A 16176-nucleotide genomic window follows, 5' to 3' on the forward strand; every position below is an offset into this window, starting at 1 on the left:
GCGGTACGGACGGCCTCGCTGAACGGACGGCCTCGCGGTCCGGTGCCGTGGCGGCTGCGTGCGGGCTCAGCGGGTGGCGAGGTCGCGGACGAAGACGGGCTTGAGGTGTCTCTCGGGCAGTGCGGAAGGCAGGTCTTCCCAGTCGAGAACGTGGGAGACGACCCGCGCGGGGTCGACCGCGCCGGAGCCGGCGAGGGCGAGGGCGTCGGGGATGTGGGCGCGGACGTTGTCCCGGGCGATGCGCAGGGTGACGCCGGTGAGGTACATGTCGAGCAGGGGCAGCCCGCCGGGGCGGAAGTGGTTGCCGGCCGATTCGCAGAAGCCCTCTGGAGCGAGGGACTTGACGGCGAGGGCGAGTTGGTCGACGCGGCCGGTGGCCTCCACCGCGCGGTCGAAGCCGTGGCGGATCGGCTCGATCGCCTCGGCGGTGCGCGCCCCGAAGGTCTCGGCGAGCGCGCGGTGGGCCGGGTCGGGGTCGACGTACAGGACGTCGCAGGCGCCGAGGGCGCGGGCGACGTCGCACACGTACAAGCCGATGCTGCCGCGTGCGATGACCAGGACGCGGGCGCCGGGACGGTTCCTCAGGTGCGGGGCGACCAGGCGCCAGGCCAGGGACCACTTGTCGCCGGCGGAGGCCATGGCGACCGGGTCGAGACCGGGCGGGAGGGGGACGAGCATGGCGTCGGCGTAGGGGACGTGGACCAGGTCGGAGAAGAGCCCGCCCCAGTTGCCGCCGATCGGCGCTCCGTACACGGCCATGTGCGGCACCGACGTGCAGTGGGCGGTCAGCCCGGTCCGGCACTGGTCGCAGGTGCCGCAGCTGATCGACCGGGGCACGACGACCAGGTCGCCGGGGGTGACGGTGGTGACCGTGTCACCGGTCTCGACGACGCGGGCGACGCACTCACGGCCGAGGGCGAACGGCGGGTCGAGGCTGAGCTGCAGGTGCGACCGGCGCCGCGTGGCGTGGCCGGCCAGGATCGAGGAGTCCACGTCGCAGGAGGTGGCGGCGACCGGCGCGACGATCGCCTACCGGCCGGAGGCGAGCACCGGGTCCGGGGCCTCGCGCCACTCCACGGTGTCGCGCGCGACGTAGGTCAGCTCACGCACCGGTCGCCGCCTCCGTGCCGCTCCCGGCGCGCAGGGTGTGGCTGCCGAGCGCGAGCCCGGTGGCGTCGAGCAGGGCACCGGGTGCCAGCTCCTGGCCGCCCAGGGTCAGCCGTACCGTCTCCGCCCCGCTCGACCGCACCGCGACGGCGGCCTGCTACCGCTGCGAACGGTCCAGCGTACTGCCGGCGGCCGGTGAGGTGATCGCCACCTTCGGCGCGACCGGCGGCGCCACGCTACCGCCCTGCAGCCAGGCGGAGTTCCAACCGGCCAGCTCAGCCGGGCGGTTGGTGATGATGCCGTCCACGCCGGCGGCCTCCAGGGCCTTCCAGCGGGCCGCCGCGTCGACCGTCCAGACGTTGACGGCCACCCCGGCCGCGTGCAGCTCCCTCACCACGCCGATCCGGGGCGACAGGGCGCCGTCGGCCGGGTTGTAGACCGCCAGGCCGAGCTCCTTCGAGATCGCCACCGGGTCGGCGTCCAGCTCGCTGCGGAGCAGGCCGAGCGGCAGTTCGGGCGCCAGCTCGCGGGTGAAACGCAGGGCGTCCACCTCGAAACTCTGGACCAGGACGCGGTCGGCCATGCCGTGGTCGCGGATCTCCTTGACGATCCGGGCCACCTCGTCGCGGCTGTGCCTGCCCTTGATCTCCAGCAGCAGACCGCCGCCACGGCTGCGGAGGTCGTCCAGCTGGGCGGCCAGGGTCGGCACGCGCGCACCCGCGTAGGCCGGGCCGAACCAGGATCCGGCGTCCAGCGCGTCGAGCTGTGCGGCCGTCAGGTCACGGATCCGGCCCTTGCCGTCGGTCGTGCGGTCGACGGTGTCGTCGTGCAGGACGTAGGGGACGCCGTCCCTGCTCGGCTGGACGTCGTTCTCGATCCACTCGGCACCGCCGCGGCGGGCGATTTCGTCGGAGACCAGGGTGTTCTCCGGAGCCGCCGAGGAGGCACCGCGGTGGGCGAACACGGTCAGCGGCGAACCGGCCGGGCGGATCCAGGCCCCCGGGGCGAGGGCGGTAACCTTGACGTCGTCGAACGACACCTTCGCGCCGTTCACCACCAGCGCCTGGCCGCCGTCCGCGCTGCGGACGACCTGGGTGGTGCGCAGCACCTCCTTGCCCTCGAAGACCCAGCGGGCGCTGCCGCCGTGCACGTCGACGGCGATCCGCACGTCGCGACCGGTGCCGGCCGCGGTCGGGGCGGCGGCGGTGTCGGTGACGTTCCACGCGTTGCCGGGGGTGCGCCGGGCGAACTCCAGGCCGTTGGCGGCGGTGGTGCCGGCGCGCATGGTGGCGATGGACCACGGAGCCGAACCGCTCGCCGGGACGTCCAGGCCCAGGGCCGCCCAACGGGCGGTGTCCTGGACGGTGTCGAAGCGGGCGGTGGCCTCGAAGCGGAAGTCGTCCAGGTGGCGGCCGAAGGTGATCCGGCTCTGCTGGCCGGAGTTGGCGGAGGCGCCGACCAGACGACCGTTCTCCACCTTCCAGTCGCCTTCGACGGCGTTCCACCCGGCCGGGAGACCGGCATCGGCGAAGCTCTCGGAGACCACCACCTCGCCGGGCGCGGGCGTGGCACCGGCCGACCCGCTGTCGGTGGGCGTGGCGGCAACGGACGCGGAGGCCGCGGGCGCACCGGGCGTGGCGGACACGGCGGGTGCGGTCAGCGCGGCGGTGGTGAGGCCAAGCGCGGTGGCGACCACGGCGACGAGCAGTCCGGCGGGGCGACCCGTCGGGCGACCAACGGCCGGACGGCGGAATGCGACGCGACGGCCACTCCGACGGGAGGCGGCCGGGTGCGCCGCGTGGGGGTGGGCGACGTCCGGGTGGGCGACGTGGAGGTGGTGACCCTGTGTCATGCTCGCCAGGTTAGGGACAGCGGCCGAACCGGAAACCACAGCTCCGTCAATCGCCCGTGACCATTGACCGTACTCCGCCCTGGATTTTGCAGCGCACGGGGGCGGCGACGGGGCGCTCCGGCCTGGTCGGACCTTGATCGTTGCCAGCTGACCGTCCACCGGCGGGGACCTCCGTGGTCGTCAGCCGAGCCCGGATCGTGCTGCTCCTTCGTGTGACCTACCAGAGGGTCGACGGACCCGCGAGCACCCAGCCGGCATCGGTGGGCTTGACCCAGAAGCCCAAGGCCACCTCGATCGTCCGCGCGCGGTAGGTGATCTCGACATAGGGATGGCTGCCGGCGGGGCCCCAGGCGAAGTCCCCGAGACCGAGTTCGCCGAGCCAGGACAAGTCCTGCTCCCACTCGCCGGCGGCACGGCTGCCACTCGCCTCGTCGGCTTCGGCGCTCGCTCCGACCGAACCGTCCCACAGCGACTCGAGCACGTGCCGAACCGAGGCGTGCTCGACGAGCTGTTCGGCCTCGGAGATCCTCCCGGCTCGGAGGAGGCTGAAGTAGCGGCGAACGACCGCTTCGACGTCGTTCCTGGCAGGGCGCTCCGTCCAGATCTTCACCGTCGGAACAGTAGAGGCTGGGTGGCGCGCCGCCGAACGGATTTCACCGTGGAAATCGCCGGTGCTGGGACTGGAGCCGGCTTCTCGGGCCGGCCGCAGGCACGATCGCGGGCGGGAGATCGTCCGTCAGCGGGACACCTCGGTGCCCGCCGACACGAGCGGCGCGCAGGAACTGGGGATCTGCAGGACCCGGGGATGCGCAGGAACCGGGGAGCGTGGCGGGCGTTCATGCGGAGCTTGGTGAGGGTGTCCAGTTCTCAGGCCCGCGAAGCCGTGCTCGTTCGCCTGGCCGGGTGTCGACAGAAATATACAGACCGGTCTACTGTTTCCCGCATGGGAGTCAAGGGAGAAGAAACGCGCGCCCGGCTGATCGCCGGGACGCGCAACCTGATCGAGGCACAGGGCTACTTCGGCACCGGCCTCAACCAGATCGTGGCGGAGAGCGGCGCACCGCGCGGCTCGCTCTACTTCCACTTCCCCGAAGGCAAGGACCAGCTGGTCGCCGCCGCCCTCGTCCAGGCCGGACAGGAGGTCGAGGAACTCCTCCGGACGCCGGTCGGGCGCGACGCGGACGCGACGGCACTCGTCGACCGCCTCGTCGAGGTCTTCGCCGCCCGCCTGGAGGAGTCCGACTACACCAAGGGCTGCCCCGTCGCGACCGTCGGCCTGGAGGTGGCGGGCGGCAACGAGGTGCTGCGCCGCGTCTGCGCCGAGGTGTACGGGAGCTGGCAACGCGTCCTCACCGAACGGCTGGTCGCCGACGGCTTCGGCCCGGCCGAGGCGGAGACCGCCTCGGGTCAGGCGCTCGCCCTGCTCGAAGGTGCCGTACTGCTCGCCCGGGTACGGCGCGACCGCCGCCCCCTGGAGGACGCCCGGCACGCCGTCCGGCACCTGCTCGGCGCCAAGCGGAAGTGACCGACCCGGAGCCGGTCCATCACCCCAGGCGCAACCCTGCTGTACCGGCGCGCGCCTGACTTCGCGAGCTCACGGGCCCGCTGAGTCACGGGCTCACGGGCGGTGTCGCAGGCCCGGCTCCGCCGCTGCGCACGGCCCTGCCCTGCCCTGCCCACATTCACACGCCCCTCCGGCCAACGCATACCCGAGAAATATACCGACTGGTCTACTTAATAATGCCTCCCCTGACTTCGCTCGCCTCCACCCCTCGCCCACCTCCCCATCTCCCTCTACACTCAGGCATCGGCCAAAAATATACAGACCGGTCTACTTAAAAAGGAGCTCCTCCCTCATGCCCACCACCCCCACCCGGCCACCCCAGCCCCAGTCCCAGCCCCAATCCGAGCCCCAGCCGCGCACCCTGGTCCTCGGCGCAACCGGCTTCCTCGGTCGGTGGCTGGTCCTCGAACTCCTCGGCCGTGGCGAACCGGTGGCCGCCGGCATCCGGGGCGGCCGCGGATCCGCACGGGACGAGCAACTGCGCCGATGGCTGACCGAGCACGGCGCCGACGACTCCGCACTGACCACCGTCGCCGCCGACCTCACCCGTCCCGGCCTCGGCCTGACCGCACCGGACGAGTCCCGACTGGCCGATGTCCGCGACGCCCACAACCTCGCCGCCCTCTACCGCTTCGGCCTGCACCGCGCCGAGGCGCACGCCGCCAACGTCGACGGCGCCCTGCACGCGCTGCACTGGGCCGCCGCCCGGCCGGCGCTCCGACGGTTCGTCCACGTCTCCGGCTACCGGGTCGGTCGGGGCGCCGCACCGAGGTACCCGCTACCAGCCGCCCAGACCGACGCGCTGTACCGCCGCCTCGGCGCCTACGAGGCCTCCAAGCAGTTGGGCGACGCCGCCGTCCGTGTTACGGCCGCCCGGCTCGGCGTGCCGCTCACCACGGTCAATCCGAGCAGCGTGATCGGCCACTCGGTCACCGGCGAGGCCGGGCAGTACCTCGGACTGGCCGAGCTGATCCGTCAACTCGCCGACCGCCGACTGCCGTTGCTCCCCGGTTCGGCACGGACTTTCCTGCCGGTGGTCGCGGTCGACCATCTGGCCCGGTTCCTCGCCGCCGTGCCGGAGTTCGACGACGGTCCGGCGCACTTCCACACCGTGCTCGACCCCGCGACGCCACGCCTGCCCGAACTCGTGGCACTGGTGGCCGAGCACCTCGGAGTGCCCGCGCCGCGCGCGCTCGTCCCGGTCGCCCTGGTCCGCAGGCTGCCCCGCGCCCTGACCGGCGCCGACCCGGAGACGCTCGGCTTCCTCTCCGAGGACAGCTACGACACCGCCTCCGCCGACCGGTTGGCCCGGGCCGCGGGCCTGCGGCACCCGCCCGTCGCCGAGGTGCTGCGGCGCTGGGCGACCCGCCTGGTCGCCGACGGCTTCGGCGAGGTCGGCAGCGGCGTGGGTGCCGACACCACGCCCCGCCGCGGCCGAATCGGCATGGTCGGCCGGACCGGCCGCCCCGGCAGCCGGCGTCGCTGAAGAGCGACCGATCACCGCCTGGCCGACCGCCTCGACCGGTCGGCCAGGCGGTTCGCCCCGACCCTCGACCGGTCCGGCGGCCGGCCACCCACCCCTGCCGGGCAGAGCGTCGGACCCCGCTCGGCCGCACGTCACCGAGCACTCCGGCGGTACCCGGCCCCGGGCAGATCAGCTCCCCTTGAGGTGCCCCGAGGGTGCGGGGCACCGAGAAGAGGACGACCGCGCGCCGCCCGTGGGAGGTCAAGGACGGGTCGAAGCCGTACTCGACCAGCCGACGGACCGCCGGCAGGCCTCGCAGCGACCACCACGCACGGATCACGTCGAGGTTGAGGTCGACGTCGCCGCCGGAGCCGGTGCCGACGTCGCGGAGGCGCGAGGACGTAGGCCGACACCGAGTCCTCGTCCACGACACCGATCGCTTCGGCCATCCCCGGCACAGAAACGGCGCGGGACTCGGCTCCCAACCCCGGCTTGTGGTAGGTGCGTTCGCCCGCCTGCACCGGTTTCGTCGGCTGCGGATCCGGTGGGAGGTCCGTGACGACGTTCATGAAGCCTTCCGGCGCCTCGGCTGTGGGCTCAGCTGCCGTCGGGGGCTTGATCGTCTCCCTGTCCTGACAGCATCGGGAACCAGTAGCTCGTCACCCGGTGCAGACGCCGACGGTGGTCGGCGATCCAGTCGTCCGGCGGGACGAGCGGGACCCGCACGCTGACCATGGACCCGGACTCGTCCGCCACGACCACCTCCGGGCAGTCACGCTCGCCGGCGAGCTGGATGAAGATCGACGGTCCTCTGCCCATCTCCATCCAGCCCACGTCTTCGCCGGCGTCGAGCCGGTCCAGCGCGTCGGCCCAGCCGTCCAGCTTCAGGGCGTACAACGCCAGGTCGGTACGGCCGGACACGAAGCGCGTCCTGACGACGATCTCGGCGTCCAGTCCGGCCGTCCATCCGGGGTTACGTCCCAGGACGTTGACCGAGACGCTGTTCCCCTCGTCATCGGCGAGGGAGATGAGCTCCCTCGGCGGACTGTCGCCATGGCCGACCTTTCCTCAGCGAGTGTGCTTCGGGGATCCTCGCGGGTCGGCGGGCAGATTTCACCTCGTCTCGTGGATGTCACCCGGCTCGCCGAAGACCGGTCGAGGACGTTCCTGGCCTCGCCCCCACGGGCCGCTGCGCCAACCGCACGCCCACCGGCCCCGCAGGACACCGCCCCACCGACCCGGCCGAACACAGCCCGGTCTCCCTGACGAGACCCCAGGGACGCCCCCGTCACCCCCAGCGGGCGGCCTCACCCCACCCGGGCACCCGCCCGCTCGAACCCGAGCAGGCTCCAGCTCACCCCCGGGCGGCCGTGCAGGTCCGTACGACCGGCGCGGGCCAGCAGGTCCAGTCCGTTCTCCCGGGCGAGTGCGACGGTCTCCTCGGCCGAGACGTCGAACATCCGACGGCCGGGCGGGACGGGCCCGTGACGCAGCGAGAGCAGCACCCGGCCGGCGGGCGCGAGCAGGCTGGCGAGCGCCCCCATCGCCAACGGGCGCTCCTGGTCGGCCAGATGCATCCAGACGGCGGTCAGCAGGATCAGGTCGAAGCGCTCGCCCGAGGCGCCGAGGACGGCCGCCTCGGGCAACGCGTCGTCCACCCAGTGGATCTCGCTGGCGGCATGGATCCGCTGGCCGATCCGGCGCAGCTCAGCGGTGGGCTCCGCCGCGACCACCCGGTGACCGAGGGCCGCCAGGGCGGCCGCGTCCCGGCCGGTGCCGGCGCCGATGTCGAGGACGGCGCTCGGCGCCCCGGGAACGAGGTGCAGCAGCTCGCGGTGCACCTCCTCGAAGGTCACCTCCTCGTACTGCACGGCGAGTTGCTCCGCCGCCTCGGCGTATCCCTCGGTGCCGGCCGGTCCGTTCACGTCTCCCCCTGGTACGTCGGGCGGCTCCGGTCAGGCCTGGTCGCCCCGTCACCGCCAGGACGATCTTCTCCCGGTTGCCACGGCGCTCCAAACTCCGGTGCGCGGCGGCGGCCGCCGACAGCGCGAGCCCGACCACCGCGATCCTCCCGCAGGTCGGGGCGCGGGTCGTAGCCGTGGTCCAGCAGGTCGGCGATCTGGAGGTCGCGGACGGAGATGCTCTTCGGGCAGAAGTGCCGGGTGCCGACGACGCCGGGCTCCTGGCCCGGGTCAAGAGTGGAGCACCCGGCCTGCTCATGCTCTTCCTGGACGACCCCCAGGCCCGTCGCCGCCGCTGGTGCGCCATGGACCGCCGTGACGACCTCGCCGAGAGCGCTGGCTACCGCGCCCGCGCCCCTCCCCCACCGGGCCCGGCCGGGCTCGGGCGACAGGTCCGGGTCAGGCCTCGCCGGGGTGCCAGGCCGGCCACTCCCAGGGCCGGTCGGCCCAGTGGACACGGGTCTCGTCCCGTGGATCGAGATCGGGGAAGAGCTGATGAACGCGCGGCTCGAACTCCTCCGGAGCCAGCGGCTCCCAGCCGTGGCCCTCGAAGTGGACCAGGCGGTAGCGGCTGTCGGTGCGGAACTCGGCGACCTCGACCAGGGGCTTTGACGTGCTGTTCGTTTCCATGCCACCAGCATGTGGCGGACCTCCGGCGCCCGCACCCGGGGCACGGCAGGCAGCGTACGGCCGGGGAAGGACTGCGGCACGGAACCCTCTTCCGGGTCATGTCCCGGCGTCGGTGCGCTCGTTGAGTACGGCGAACGGGTCGGCGAACGGGTCGGCGAACAGGTCCGCGAACAGGTCCGCGACAGGCTCGGCACCCGGCCAGTGGCGCAGCAGCGCGGCAGGCAGTCAGCGGCGCGGCACGGCGCGGCAATGGTTCGGCAGCAGGAGGACGAAGGCATGAGCGGGCAGCGCGTGGACGGGCAGTGGCAGTGGCCGACGCAGGCATGGGAGCCGCCACCGGTGCCCGTCGCACCACCGGCGGCGCCCGCGCCGCCACCACCGCCCGCCGCCGCGGCTGCGGCCCGCCGCCGTCCCCGCCGGGCCTGGGCGGCCGCGGCCGCCGGGATCGTCGCCGTGCTGGCGTCCGTCCTGGTGATGTGCGGACCGGGGTCGGGCGACGAGCTGTCCGGCGTGGTGGCGTTCCCCGGGGCGTCGCCGTCACCGTCGCCCGCGCCGTCGGTTCCCTCCGTCCCCGATCTGGTGCCGGTGCCGGCGCTGCCGACCGCCACCCCGGCTCCCTCGCCGGAGGCGGCTCCGAGCGCGGTGAGTCCGGCCGCGCCCGGGGCGGAGCGGGCGGGGGTGGACGGCGGGTCCGCGGCGGCGCGCTCCGCCGACGCCCGGCCGGGGCCGAGCCGGACGCCGCGCCCGGCGCCGGCCCGCAGCCCGCAGGCTCCTGGGGCCACGGCGCCGCCGCCGGCACCCTCGCCCGCCGGGGGCACGACCCCGGGTGGAGCGACCCCGGGCGGAGCCATCCCGGGCGGAGCGCCCCCCCGGCGGGGCGGCCCCGGCCGGGGGGGCTCGATCTGCGACCAGGCCGAGCGCTTCGGCCGCTGGCCGGCCGGCTCGGAGCAGGCACGGCTCTGCCACAGCATCTACGGCTGAGCAGCGGTCCCCGCCCGCACCGAACCCGCCCGCACCCCCTCGGCAGCGAGCCCGCCCTCACCCCGTCGGCAGCAGCCCCTGGTCCAGCCGGGGCGCCAGCACCCTGGCCAGCGTGTCGGTGATGTGCCCCGCGTCCCGGTAGAGCACCACACCCTCCAGTACCGCCGGGCAGTCCGGCCCGGTGCCGGGGCAGAGCAGCGGTCCGAGGTCCAGCACCCGGACGCGGTAGCGCTCGGCGAGCCCGCCGTCGAGCAGCGGGTCCTGCTCGAAGGCCGTCTCCCTGGGGAAGAAGCAGGCGTCCGAGCGGCCGTCCGAGGCGGCCAGGCAGGTCGGGACGTCCTTGCCGGGCATCGGTGTGTCCGCCAGGTAGGCGAGCGGCGCGCCGATCGCCGAGAGGCGGTCCAGCGTGCGGTTCCAGCCCTCGGCGCGCTCCGGCTGACTGCCGTACCGGTTGAGGCCGGCCATCACGATCAGACGCGGCCTGGGGCCGGTCGCCAGCCGGGTGAGGGTGTTCTCGCGCCAGCGGTCGCACTCGTCGAAGGTCCGGCCGAGGACGTTGTTGCGCACGGTCAGGGTGGCCAGCGGGCAGCCCGGCTTGACCAGTACCTCCAGGCCCCAGTTCCGCTGCTCGGCCAGGGCCAGCGCGGCCGAGATCCACTGGCCTGCGTGCGAGTCGCCGAGCAGCACGATCCGGTCGGGGCTGTTCTCCGCGCCGAACAGGCAGCGCGGGCTGCTGTCGGCGCCGAGCGGGATCTCGCAGCCGCGGCCGGGCGGGAAGTCCTCCCGGGCCCGGGCCAGCGGGGGTGTCAGGCTCAGGACGCGGCTGCCGGGGGCCAGCAGGGCGGGGCCGTCGACCGCGCCGGCCGGGACGGCGACGGGCCCGTCGGTGTCGCCGAGCGCCCGGACGGTCCCGCCGCCCAGGACCAGTCCGGCGATCAGCGGGATCACCAGGGCGCTGGCCCCGACCGCCAGGCCCCGGCGCGGTGCCGGGCTGCTGCCGAAGCGCAGCGGCTGCTCGACCAGCCGCATGGTCAGCCAGGCGGGGAGGGCGCTCGCGGTGGTGAGCGCGACCAGGGTGGCCCACGGCAGGGCGCCGTAACGGGCCTGGGCGATGGTCAGTACCGGCCAGTGCCAGAGGTACCACGCGTAGGAGAGTCGGCCGGCGGCACGCAGCGGGCGGGCGGCGAGCAGCCGTCCCACGTCGGTGGCGCCGAGCGCGCGGTGCGCCGGGCCGGCGAGCAGCACGGCGGCGGTGCCGAGCACGGGCAGCAGCGCGGCGCTCCCGGGGTAGGGGGTGTTGCGGTCGTAGTGGAGGACCGCGACCAGGACCGCGGCCGCACCGCCCCAGCCGAGCAGGCGCAGCGCCCGGCCGACTGCGCGTCCGGAGCGGTGGCCCCGCGGCAGCCACCGGGCCAGGGCCGAGCCGAGCATGGCCGCGCAGGCCCCGGCGGCGAACTCCCAGAGCCGACCGGCGGTGGAGAAGTAGCCGAGCGGCGCGGAGCCGGCCGTCCAGCGGATGCAGAGCAGCAGCGAGACGCCACCGATCGCGGTGGTCGCGACGGCGATCGCCGCGGTGCGACGGCGCCCCGTCAGGTGGCGGGCGAGGCCGAGCAGCAGCACGCCCCAGAGTAGGTAGAACTGGTTCTCCACGCCGAGCGACCAGAAGTGCTGGAGCGGGCTCGGGTCTCGTTCGGCTCCGAGGTAGTCGGTCTGCTGCCCGACGAACCGCCAGTTGGCGAACTGACCGGCGGACGCGATCAGGTCGCGGGCCAGGTCGGTGCCGCGCAGGGGGTCGAGCAGTGCGCCGCCGGCGAGCGCGGTGGCGACCAGGACGACGGCGGCGGCGGGCAGGATGCGGCGGGCGCGGCGGGCGGCGAAGTCCCGGAGGCCGATCGGCCGGGCCAGCAGCAGGCCGGTGATCAGGAATCCGGAGATGACGAAGAAGACGTCGACGCCGACGTAGCCGCCGGTGAGGGCCGGCACGGCGGCGTGGAAGGCCAGGACGGCGAGCACGGCGACGCCGCGCAGTCCCTCGATGTCGGGGCGGAAGGCCGCCCGCTTGCGGGGCTCCTCGGTCGGCTGCGCCGCCACGGCGGTGCCGGCCGCGGTCAGCTGCCCGAGATCGGTCGCCCGGCCGGGACGGGCGCCTGCCGACACGACGACGGCGACGTCGGTCACACCGGCGGGCTCCGACACGGCGGCGGTGGCCGCGACGGCAACGGTGGCGGGCGCGACGGGCCCGGCTCCAGGAACGGGCAGGGGTACGGCGCGCGACGGTTCGGCGCTCGGTGGTACGGCCGTTGACACGGCGGGGCTCCTTGCAGTGCTGGCAGCGGTGGTTCGGGACCGCCGGGCCGATGGGGCGGCCGGGGCGGTGGGGTCCGCGCCGGTGGGGCGACGCGCAAGGAAAAGCGGCAGGGACGCGCGGAACAGGGTGGTGGAACGGGGTGGAACGAGCGCCGAGCGGGTCGATCAGGTGTCAGAAGAGCAGCGGGTCGGCCCAGCCGGAGGCCAGCAGGCCGCAGAGCAGCAGCACCGCGGTGACCGCGACGGCCTCGGCCTGCCCGAAGCGCAGGTCGGCAGCGCGGTCGGCGGCACGGTCGGCAGCCGTCCGGTCGGCGGTGGCCGTGGCCAGGGCCGCCCGGGCGGTGGTGCGCCGGGCGGGCGCGGCGACGTCGGCGCCCTTGCCACCGCGCAGCAGCGGCCAGAGCGAGCGAACGAGCGGGATCATCGTGTGCGCGGTGAGCCCGAGCAGCCCGACCAGTGCCCAGTACGGCTGCCAGCCGTGCAGCGCGACGGCCCGGGCGAGGCCCACGGCACCGGCGATGACGACGAGGCCGAGCCAGCCGACCCCGATCCGGGCGACCGTGCGGGCCAGCGAACTCCCGCCGGAGACGGCGCCGGTGGGCACCCAGTCGGCGCTGCGGCGGCGCAGCGCGTGCGCGATGGCGACCACGTGGCAGAGCCCGCCCAGGAGTTGGACCCGGGTGACCTCGAAGCGCCAGCGGGTGCGGGACATCGCGGGCAGCAGGACCAGGGCGACCCAGATCGGCGGCAGGAACGGCAGGACCTGCCAGGGCTCGATCTCGTCGGGTGCGAAGAACAGCATGATCAGGGCCGGCAGCGGGATGGCGAAGACGTTCACCGCGCTGGTGAGGTAGCCGAGGATGCCGTTCCAGAAGCAGAGCCGGGCCGAGCGGCTGAGCGGCCCGCTGCGGAAGCCGGGGTCGCCGACCAGGGCGAGCGAGCCGAGGCACCAGCGGTACTGCTGGCTGATGAAGGCGGGCAGGCCGGTGGGCGACATGCCCTTGGCGACCAGCGCGGGGACGTAGCGGGTGGTCCACCCGGCGCGGGCCAGCGAGAGGCCGGTGTAGAGGTCCTCGCTGTGGTCGATCTCGGCGAAGCCGCCGACCCGCTCCAGCGCGGCGCGGCGGTAGAGCGCGTTGGTGCCGCAGCAGACGGTGCCGTCCTGGGCGTCCCGGGAGGGCTGGATCCAGCGGTAGAAGATCTCCTGGGTCGCTCCGGCGGCCCGCTCCAGCCACGACATGTCCGGGTCGGTGTCGAAGCACTGGGGGCTCTGCACGATGCCGACCTCGGGGGTGTCGAGGTAGGGCACCAGGTGCCGCAGGAAGTCCGGGCGCGGGCAGAAGTCGGCGTCGAGGACGGCGATGATGTCGCCGGTGCCCTCGGCCAGGCCGTGGTTGAGGTTGCCGGCCTTCTTGAACCGGCCCCGGTCGGGCCGGGCCCGGTACTGGAAGCCGTAGGACTCGGCGAGTTCGCGCACCTCGGGGCGGGCGGCGTCGTCCAGGACCAGGACGGTCAGCTCGCCCGGCCAGCGGACGGCGGCGGTGTGGCGGTACGCGTTGTCCAGCACGGCCAGCGGCTCACCGGCGGTCGGCAGCAGCAGATCGACGCCGGGGTGCCGGGCCGGCTGCCAGGCGCGCAGCAGCAGGTCGTGCGAGTCACGGGTGAACCGGCGCGCGCGCTGGCCGTCGGCGAGGGAGAGCACCCAGGTGACGGCGTTGAGGACGGTCAGCGCCAGGAAGGGCCAGAGCAGCGGCCGGCTGAGTGCGAAGAGGCCGAGCGTGACGGTCGCGCCGGTGTAGGAGAGGGTGGCGCAGAGCAGCACCCAGCGGCGCTGCGGGCCGAAGTACCAGTAGAGCTCCTGGTCGTCGGGCGGGCTGGGCAGGCGCAGCGAGTCGTCCGCGGGTGTGCGGCGCGGACCGGTGTCGGATGCGGGCATGGCGGTGCCATGGAGTACGGGCATGCGGAGATGGCCCCCCTGGGCTCGGACGGAACGTGGCCGTTCGTCCGCCAGCCTCTCACATTGGCCTAGACCAATCATGAACGAGGTGTGACATCTCCGCATCGCCGCAGGTCAGAACTTTGACATTGCGTCACCGCGCTGACTATTCGTCACCATTACCGTTCGGTAAGGTCCTTCACCAGCTTCTCGAACCGCAGGTCGGGGCGGCGCGGGATGCCGAAGCGCTCGTCACCGTAGGGGAACGGCGAGTGGATGCCGGTGCGGTGGAAGCCCCGGCGCTCGTACCAGGCGATCAGGTCGGCACGCTGCTCGATCACCGTCATCTCCAGCTCGACGGCGCCCCACTCCTGCCCCGCGATCCGCGCGGCCTCCGACAGCACGGCCCGGCCGACGCCGCCGCCCTGCTGACCGGGGCTCACCGAGAACATCCCGAAGTAGGCCGTCCGGCCCCGGCGTTCGAGCTGGCAGCAGGCGACCAGCTCGCCGGCCCGCTCGACCAGCAGCACCACACCGTCCGGGTGCGTCACGGCGGCGGTGACGCCCTCGACATCGGTGCGCTGGCCGTCCAGCAGGTCGGCCTCGGTGGTCCAGCCGGCCCGGCTGGCGTCGCCGCGGTAGGCGGACTCGACGAGGGCGAGCAACGCGGGCACATCGGCCACGGTCGCGGTACGGAAGACGAGCCCGTCCGTCTCGGGCCGGGCGGTGTCTGGAGTGGTCGCGGGCACGGTGGTCCTCTTCTCGACGGTGGGGCGGCGGCCGTTCGGGTGCCGACTCCCGCATCGTGCCACAGCGCCGCCCCGCCCCCGCGGCGGCTCCGGCCGTGGCCGGCGCCGCCCGCGCGTCACCCGCGCGCCCGCCGCAGGGCGGCGCGGGCCGCGTTGGCACCGCACATCCCGTGGACCCCGGCACCCGGCGGGGTCGCGGCCGAGCAGAGGAAGACTCCGGGGATGCCCGTGTCGTACGGGTGCAGCGCGACCCTCGGACGCAGCACCGTCTGGACGGGATCGTTGGCGCCGGTGCCGATGTCCCCGCCGACGTAGTTGGGGTTGCGCCGCTCCAGCTCCCGGGGAGCCGTGGCGACGGAGGCGAGGATCCGCTCCCGGAACCCGGGCGCGAACCGCTCGATCCCGGCGACGAGCACGTCCTGCGCGTCGCCGGACCAGCCGTGCGGTACGTGCGCGTACGCATGGACGGGGTGGACGCCGCCGGCCGAGCGGCCGGGGTCGGCAAGGTACTGCTGGGCCACCACCAGGAACGGCCGCCGCGGCATCCTCCCCCGGGCCACCTCCCGTTCGGCGAAGGCCACCTCCTCCAACGTGCCGCCGACGTGGACGGTGCCGGCCCGGCGGCAGTGCGCGTTGCGCCACGGGACGCCGTCCGCCACGGCGAAGTCCATCTTGAAGGCCGCCGGTCCGTGCCGGTACCGCAGGTACGCGCGCCGGACGGGCCGGGGGAGCGCGGAGCCGCAGATCGCCGCGGCCGCGCGGGGGGCCACGTCGAGCAGGACGATCGGGCAGGGGTGCAGCTCGGCCAGCGAGACCACCCGCACCCCGGTCTCGATGCGGCCGCCCAGCTCGCGCAGCCGCCCGGCCAGGGCGGCCGTGATCGCCCCCGAGCCGCCCTCGGCGACCGCCCAGCCGCCGTGGTGCGCGGCGGCGAGCAGCAGCAGGCCGGCCGCGGAGGTGAGCGGCCGGTCCAGCGGCTGGAAGCTGTGCGCCGCGGCCCCGGCGAACAGGGCGCGGGCCCGTTCGGTGCGCCAGCGGCGGGCGAGGGCGGTCGCCGGCCACAGCGCCCGGGCGCCGAACCGGGCGAGTGACAGGGGGTGCGCGGGCAGCCGCAGGAGCGGGCGCATGACGTCCTCGGCCAGCTCGTCGAAGCCGTCGGCCAGGGGGGCGAAGAGGCGCAGCCACGCCGGACCGTCCTGCCCCAGGGTGCGCGCGGTGGCCCGCACGGACCGGACGGCGGTGGCCGCGTCGCCGCCGGCCAGGGGGTGGGCCAGGTCGACCTCGGGCAGGCGCCAGCGCAGGCCGTGCCGGGCGAGGTCGGCGGAGCGCAGGAACGGCGAGGCCACACCGAAGGGGTGCACGGCGGAGCAGTGGTCGTGCAGCAGGCCGGGGAGGGTGACCTCCCCGCTCCTGGCGCCGCCGCCGATCCTCGGGCCGGCTTCCAGGACGGTCACGGCGAGACCGCGTTCGGCCAGCGTCACGGCGGCGGCGAGGCCGTTGGGGCCGGAACCGACCACGATCGCGTCGCTCATACCGGGCCTCCCGTCGGTGCGCCGCCCTGTCCCGGTCCGCGCCCCTGCGGCGCGCGGGCCCACGAGGCCAGCGTGGCGGACGGCCCGGCCCG

The 16176-nt window shown here is 74.7% G+C and carries 13 protein-coding genes and 2 pseudogenes; 3 read left to right on the forward strand and 12 right to left on the reverse strand.

Annotated features, from left to right (window positions below; all coding sequences use genetic code 11):
• Positions 1-66: 66 nt before the first annotated feature.
• The 4 genes and pseudogenes from AB0J08_RS28635 to AB0J08_RS28650 form a co-directional block, all read right to left on the reverse strand.
• Positions 67-1110: pseudogene (locus tag AB0J08_RS28635) on the reverse strand (alcohol dehydrogenase catalytic domain-containing protein).
• Positions 1103-1249, reverse strand: a complete 147-nt coding sequence (locus AB0J08_RS28640) for a hypothetical protein (protein WP_360640489.1) — start codon at positions 1247-1249, stop codon at positions 1103-1105. The pseudogene AB0J08_RS28635 and the gene AB0J08_RS28640 overlap by 8 nt, the downstream one beginning before the upstream one ends.
• Before the next feature lie 15 nt (positions 1250-1264).
• Complete coding sequence (locus AB0J08_RS28645; protein WP_360640492.1) at positions 1265-2959, reverse strand: glycerophosphodiester phosphodiesterase family protein; 1695 nt, start codon at positions 2957-2959, stop codon at positions 1265-1267.
• Between the two features lie 217 nt (positions 2960-3176).
• Positions 3177-3569, reverse strand: coding sequence for a hypothetical protein (locus AB0J08_RS28650; protein WP_360640495.1), 393 nt, complete (start codon positions 3567-3569; stop codon positions 3177-3179).
• Between the two features lie 333 nt (positions 3570-3902).
• On the opposite strand from AB0J08_RS28650, the gene AB0J08_RS28655 reads away from it, so the two are divergent.
• Together AB0J08_RS28655 and AB0J08_RS28660 are read left to right on the forward strand one after the other, a co-directional pair.
• Positions 3903-4484 (forward strand): TetR/AcrR family transcriptional regulator, encoded by a 582-nt coding sequence (locus AB0J08_RS28655; protein WP_360640498.1) that lies wholly within the window; start codon positions 3903-3905, stop codon positions 4482-4484.
• A gap of 331 nt (positions 4485-4815) precedes the next feature.
• Positions 4816-6009: an SDR family oxidoreductase gene (locus AB0J08_RS28660; protein WP_360640501.1), complete on the forward strand. Its 1194-nt coding sequence runs from the start codon at positions 4816-4818 to the stop codon at positions 6007-6009.
• Positions 6010-6256: 247 nt separating this feature from the next.
• On the opposite strand, the pseudogene AB0J08_RS28665 reads toward AB0J08_RS28660, so the two are convergent.
• The 4 genes and pseudogenes from AB0J08_RS28665 to AB0J08_RS28680 form a co-directional block, all read right to left on the reverse strand.
• Positions 6257-6382, reverse strand: a pseudogene (locus AB0J08_RS28665) (aminoglycoside phosphotransferase family protein); the annotation flags it as partial.
• A 203-nt stretch (positions 6383-6585) separates the two neighbouring features.
• Positions 6586-7017, reverse strand: coding sequence for a DUF5959 family protein (locus AB0J08_RS28670; protein WP_360640566.1), 432 nt, complete (start codon positions 7015-7017; stop codon positions 6586-6588).
• Between the two features lie 278 nt (positions 7018-7295).
• Positions 7296-7913 (reverse strand): class I SAM-dependent methyltransferase, encoded by a 618-nt coding sequence (locus AB0J08_RS28675; RefSeq protein WP_360640504.1) that lies wholly within the window; start codon positions 7911-7913, stop codon positions 7296-7298.
• A gap of 435 nt (positions 7914-8348) precedes the next feature.
• Positions 8349-8579, reverse strand: a complete 231-nt coding sequence (locus AB0J08_RS28680) for a hypothetical protein (RefSeq protein WP_360640507.1) — start codon at positions 8577-8579, stop codon at positions 8349-8351.
• Between the two features lie 276 nt (positions 8580-8855).
• Here AB0J08_RS28680 and AB0J08_RS28685 point away from each other — a divergent pair, with 276 nt between their 5' ends.
• Positions 8856-9560, forward strand: coding sequence for a hypothetical protein (locus AB0J08_RS28685; protein WP_360640509.1), 705 nt, complete (start codon positions 8856-8858; stop codon positions 9558-9560).
• A 57-nt stretch (positions 9561-9617) separates the two neighbouring features.
• On the opposite strand, the gene AB0J08_RS28690 is transcribed toward AB0J08_RS28685, so the two are convergent.
• From AB0J08_RS28690 to AB0J08_RS28705, 4 genes are all read right to left on the reverse strand, one after another.
• Positions 9618-11867 (reverse strand): acyltransferase family protein, encoded by a 2250-nt coding sequence (locus AB0J08_RS28690; protein ID WP_360640512.1) that lies wholly within the window; start codon positions 11865-11867, stop codon positions 9618-9620.
• A 172-nt stretch (positions 11868-12039) separates the two neighbouring features.
• Positions 12040-13827, reverse strand: coding sequence for a glycosyltransferase family 2 protein (locus tag AB0J08_RS28695; RefSeq protein WP_360640515.1), 1788 nt, complete (start codon positions 13825-13827; stop codon positions 12040-12042).
• 155 nt (positions 13828-13982) lie between these two features.
• Entirely contained in the window at positions 13983-14552 is a 570-nt protein-coding gene (locus AB0J08_RS28700; RefSeq protein WP_360640518.1) for a GNAT family N-acetyltransferase, read from the reverse strand.
• A 116-nt stretch (positions 14553-14668) separates the two neighbouring features.
• A complete protein-coding gene (locus tag AB0J08_RS28705) occupies positions 14669-16084 on the reverse strand; it encodes an NAD(P)/FAD-dependent oxidoreductase (RefSeq protein WP_360640521.1) in 1416 nt (471 codons plus the stop codon).
• Positions 16085-16176: the final 92 nt, after the last annotated feature.

This window comes from Kitasatospora sp. NPDC050463 (assembly GCF_040655255.1).
Taxonomy (GTDB): domain Bacteria; phylum Actinomycetota; class Actinomycetes; order Streptomycetales; family Streptomycetaceae; genus Kitasatospora.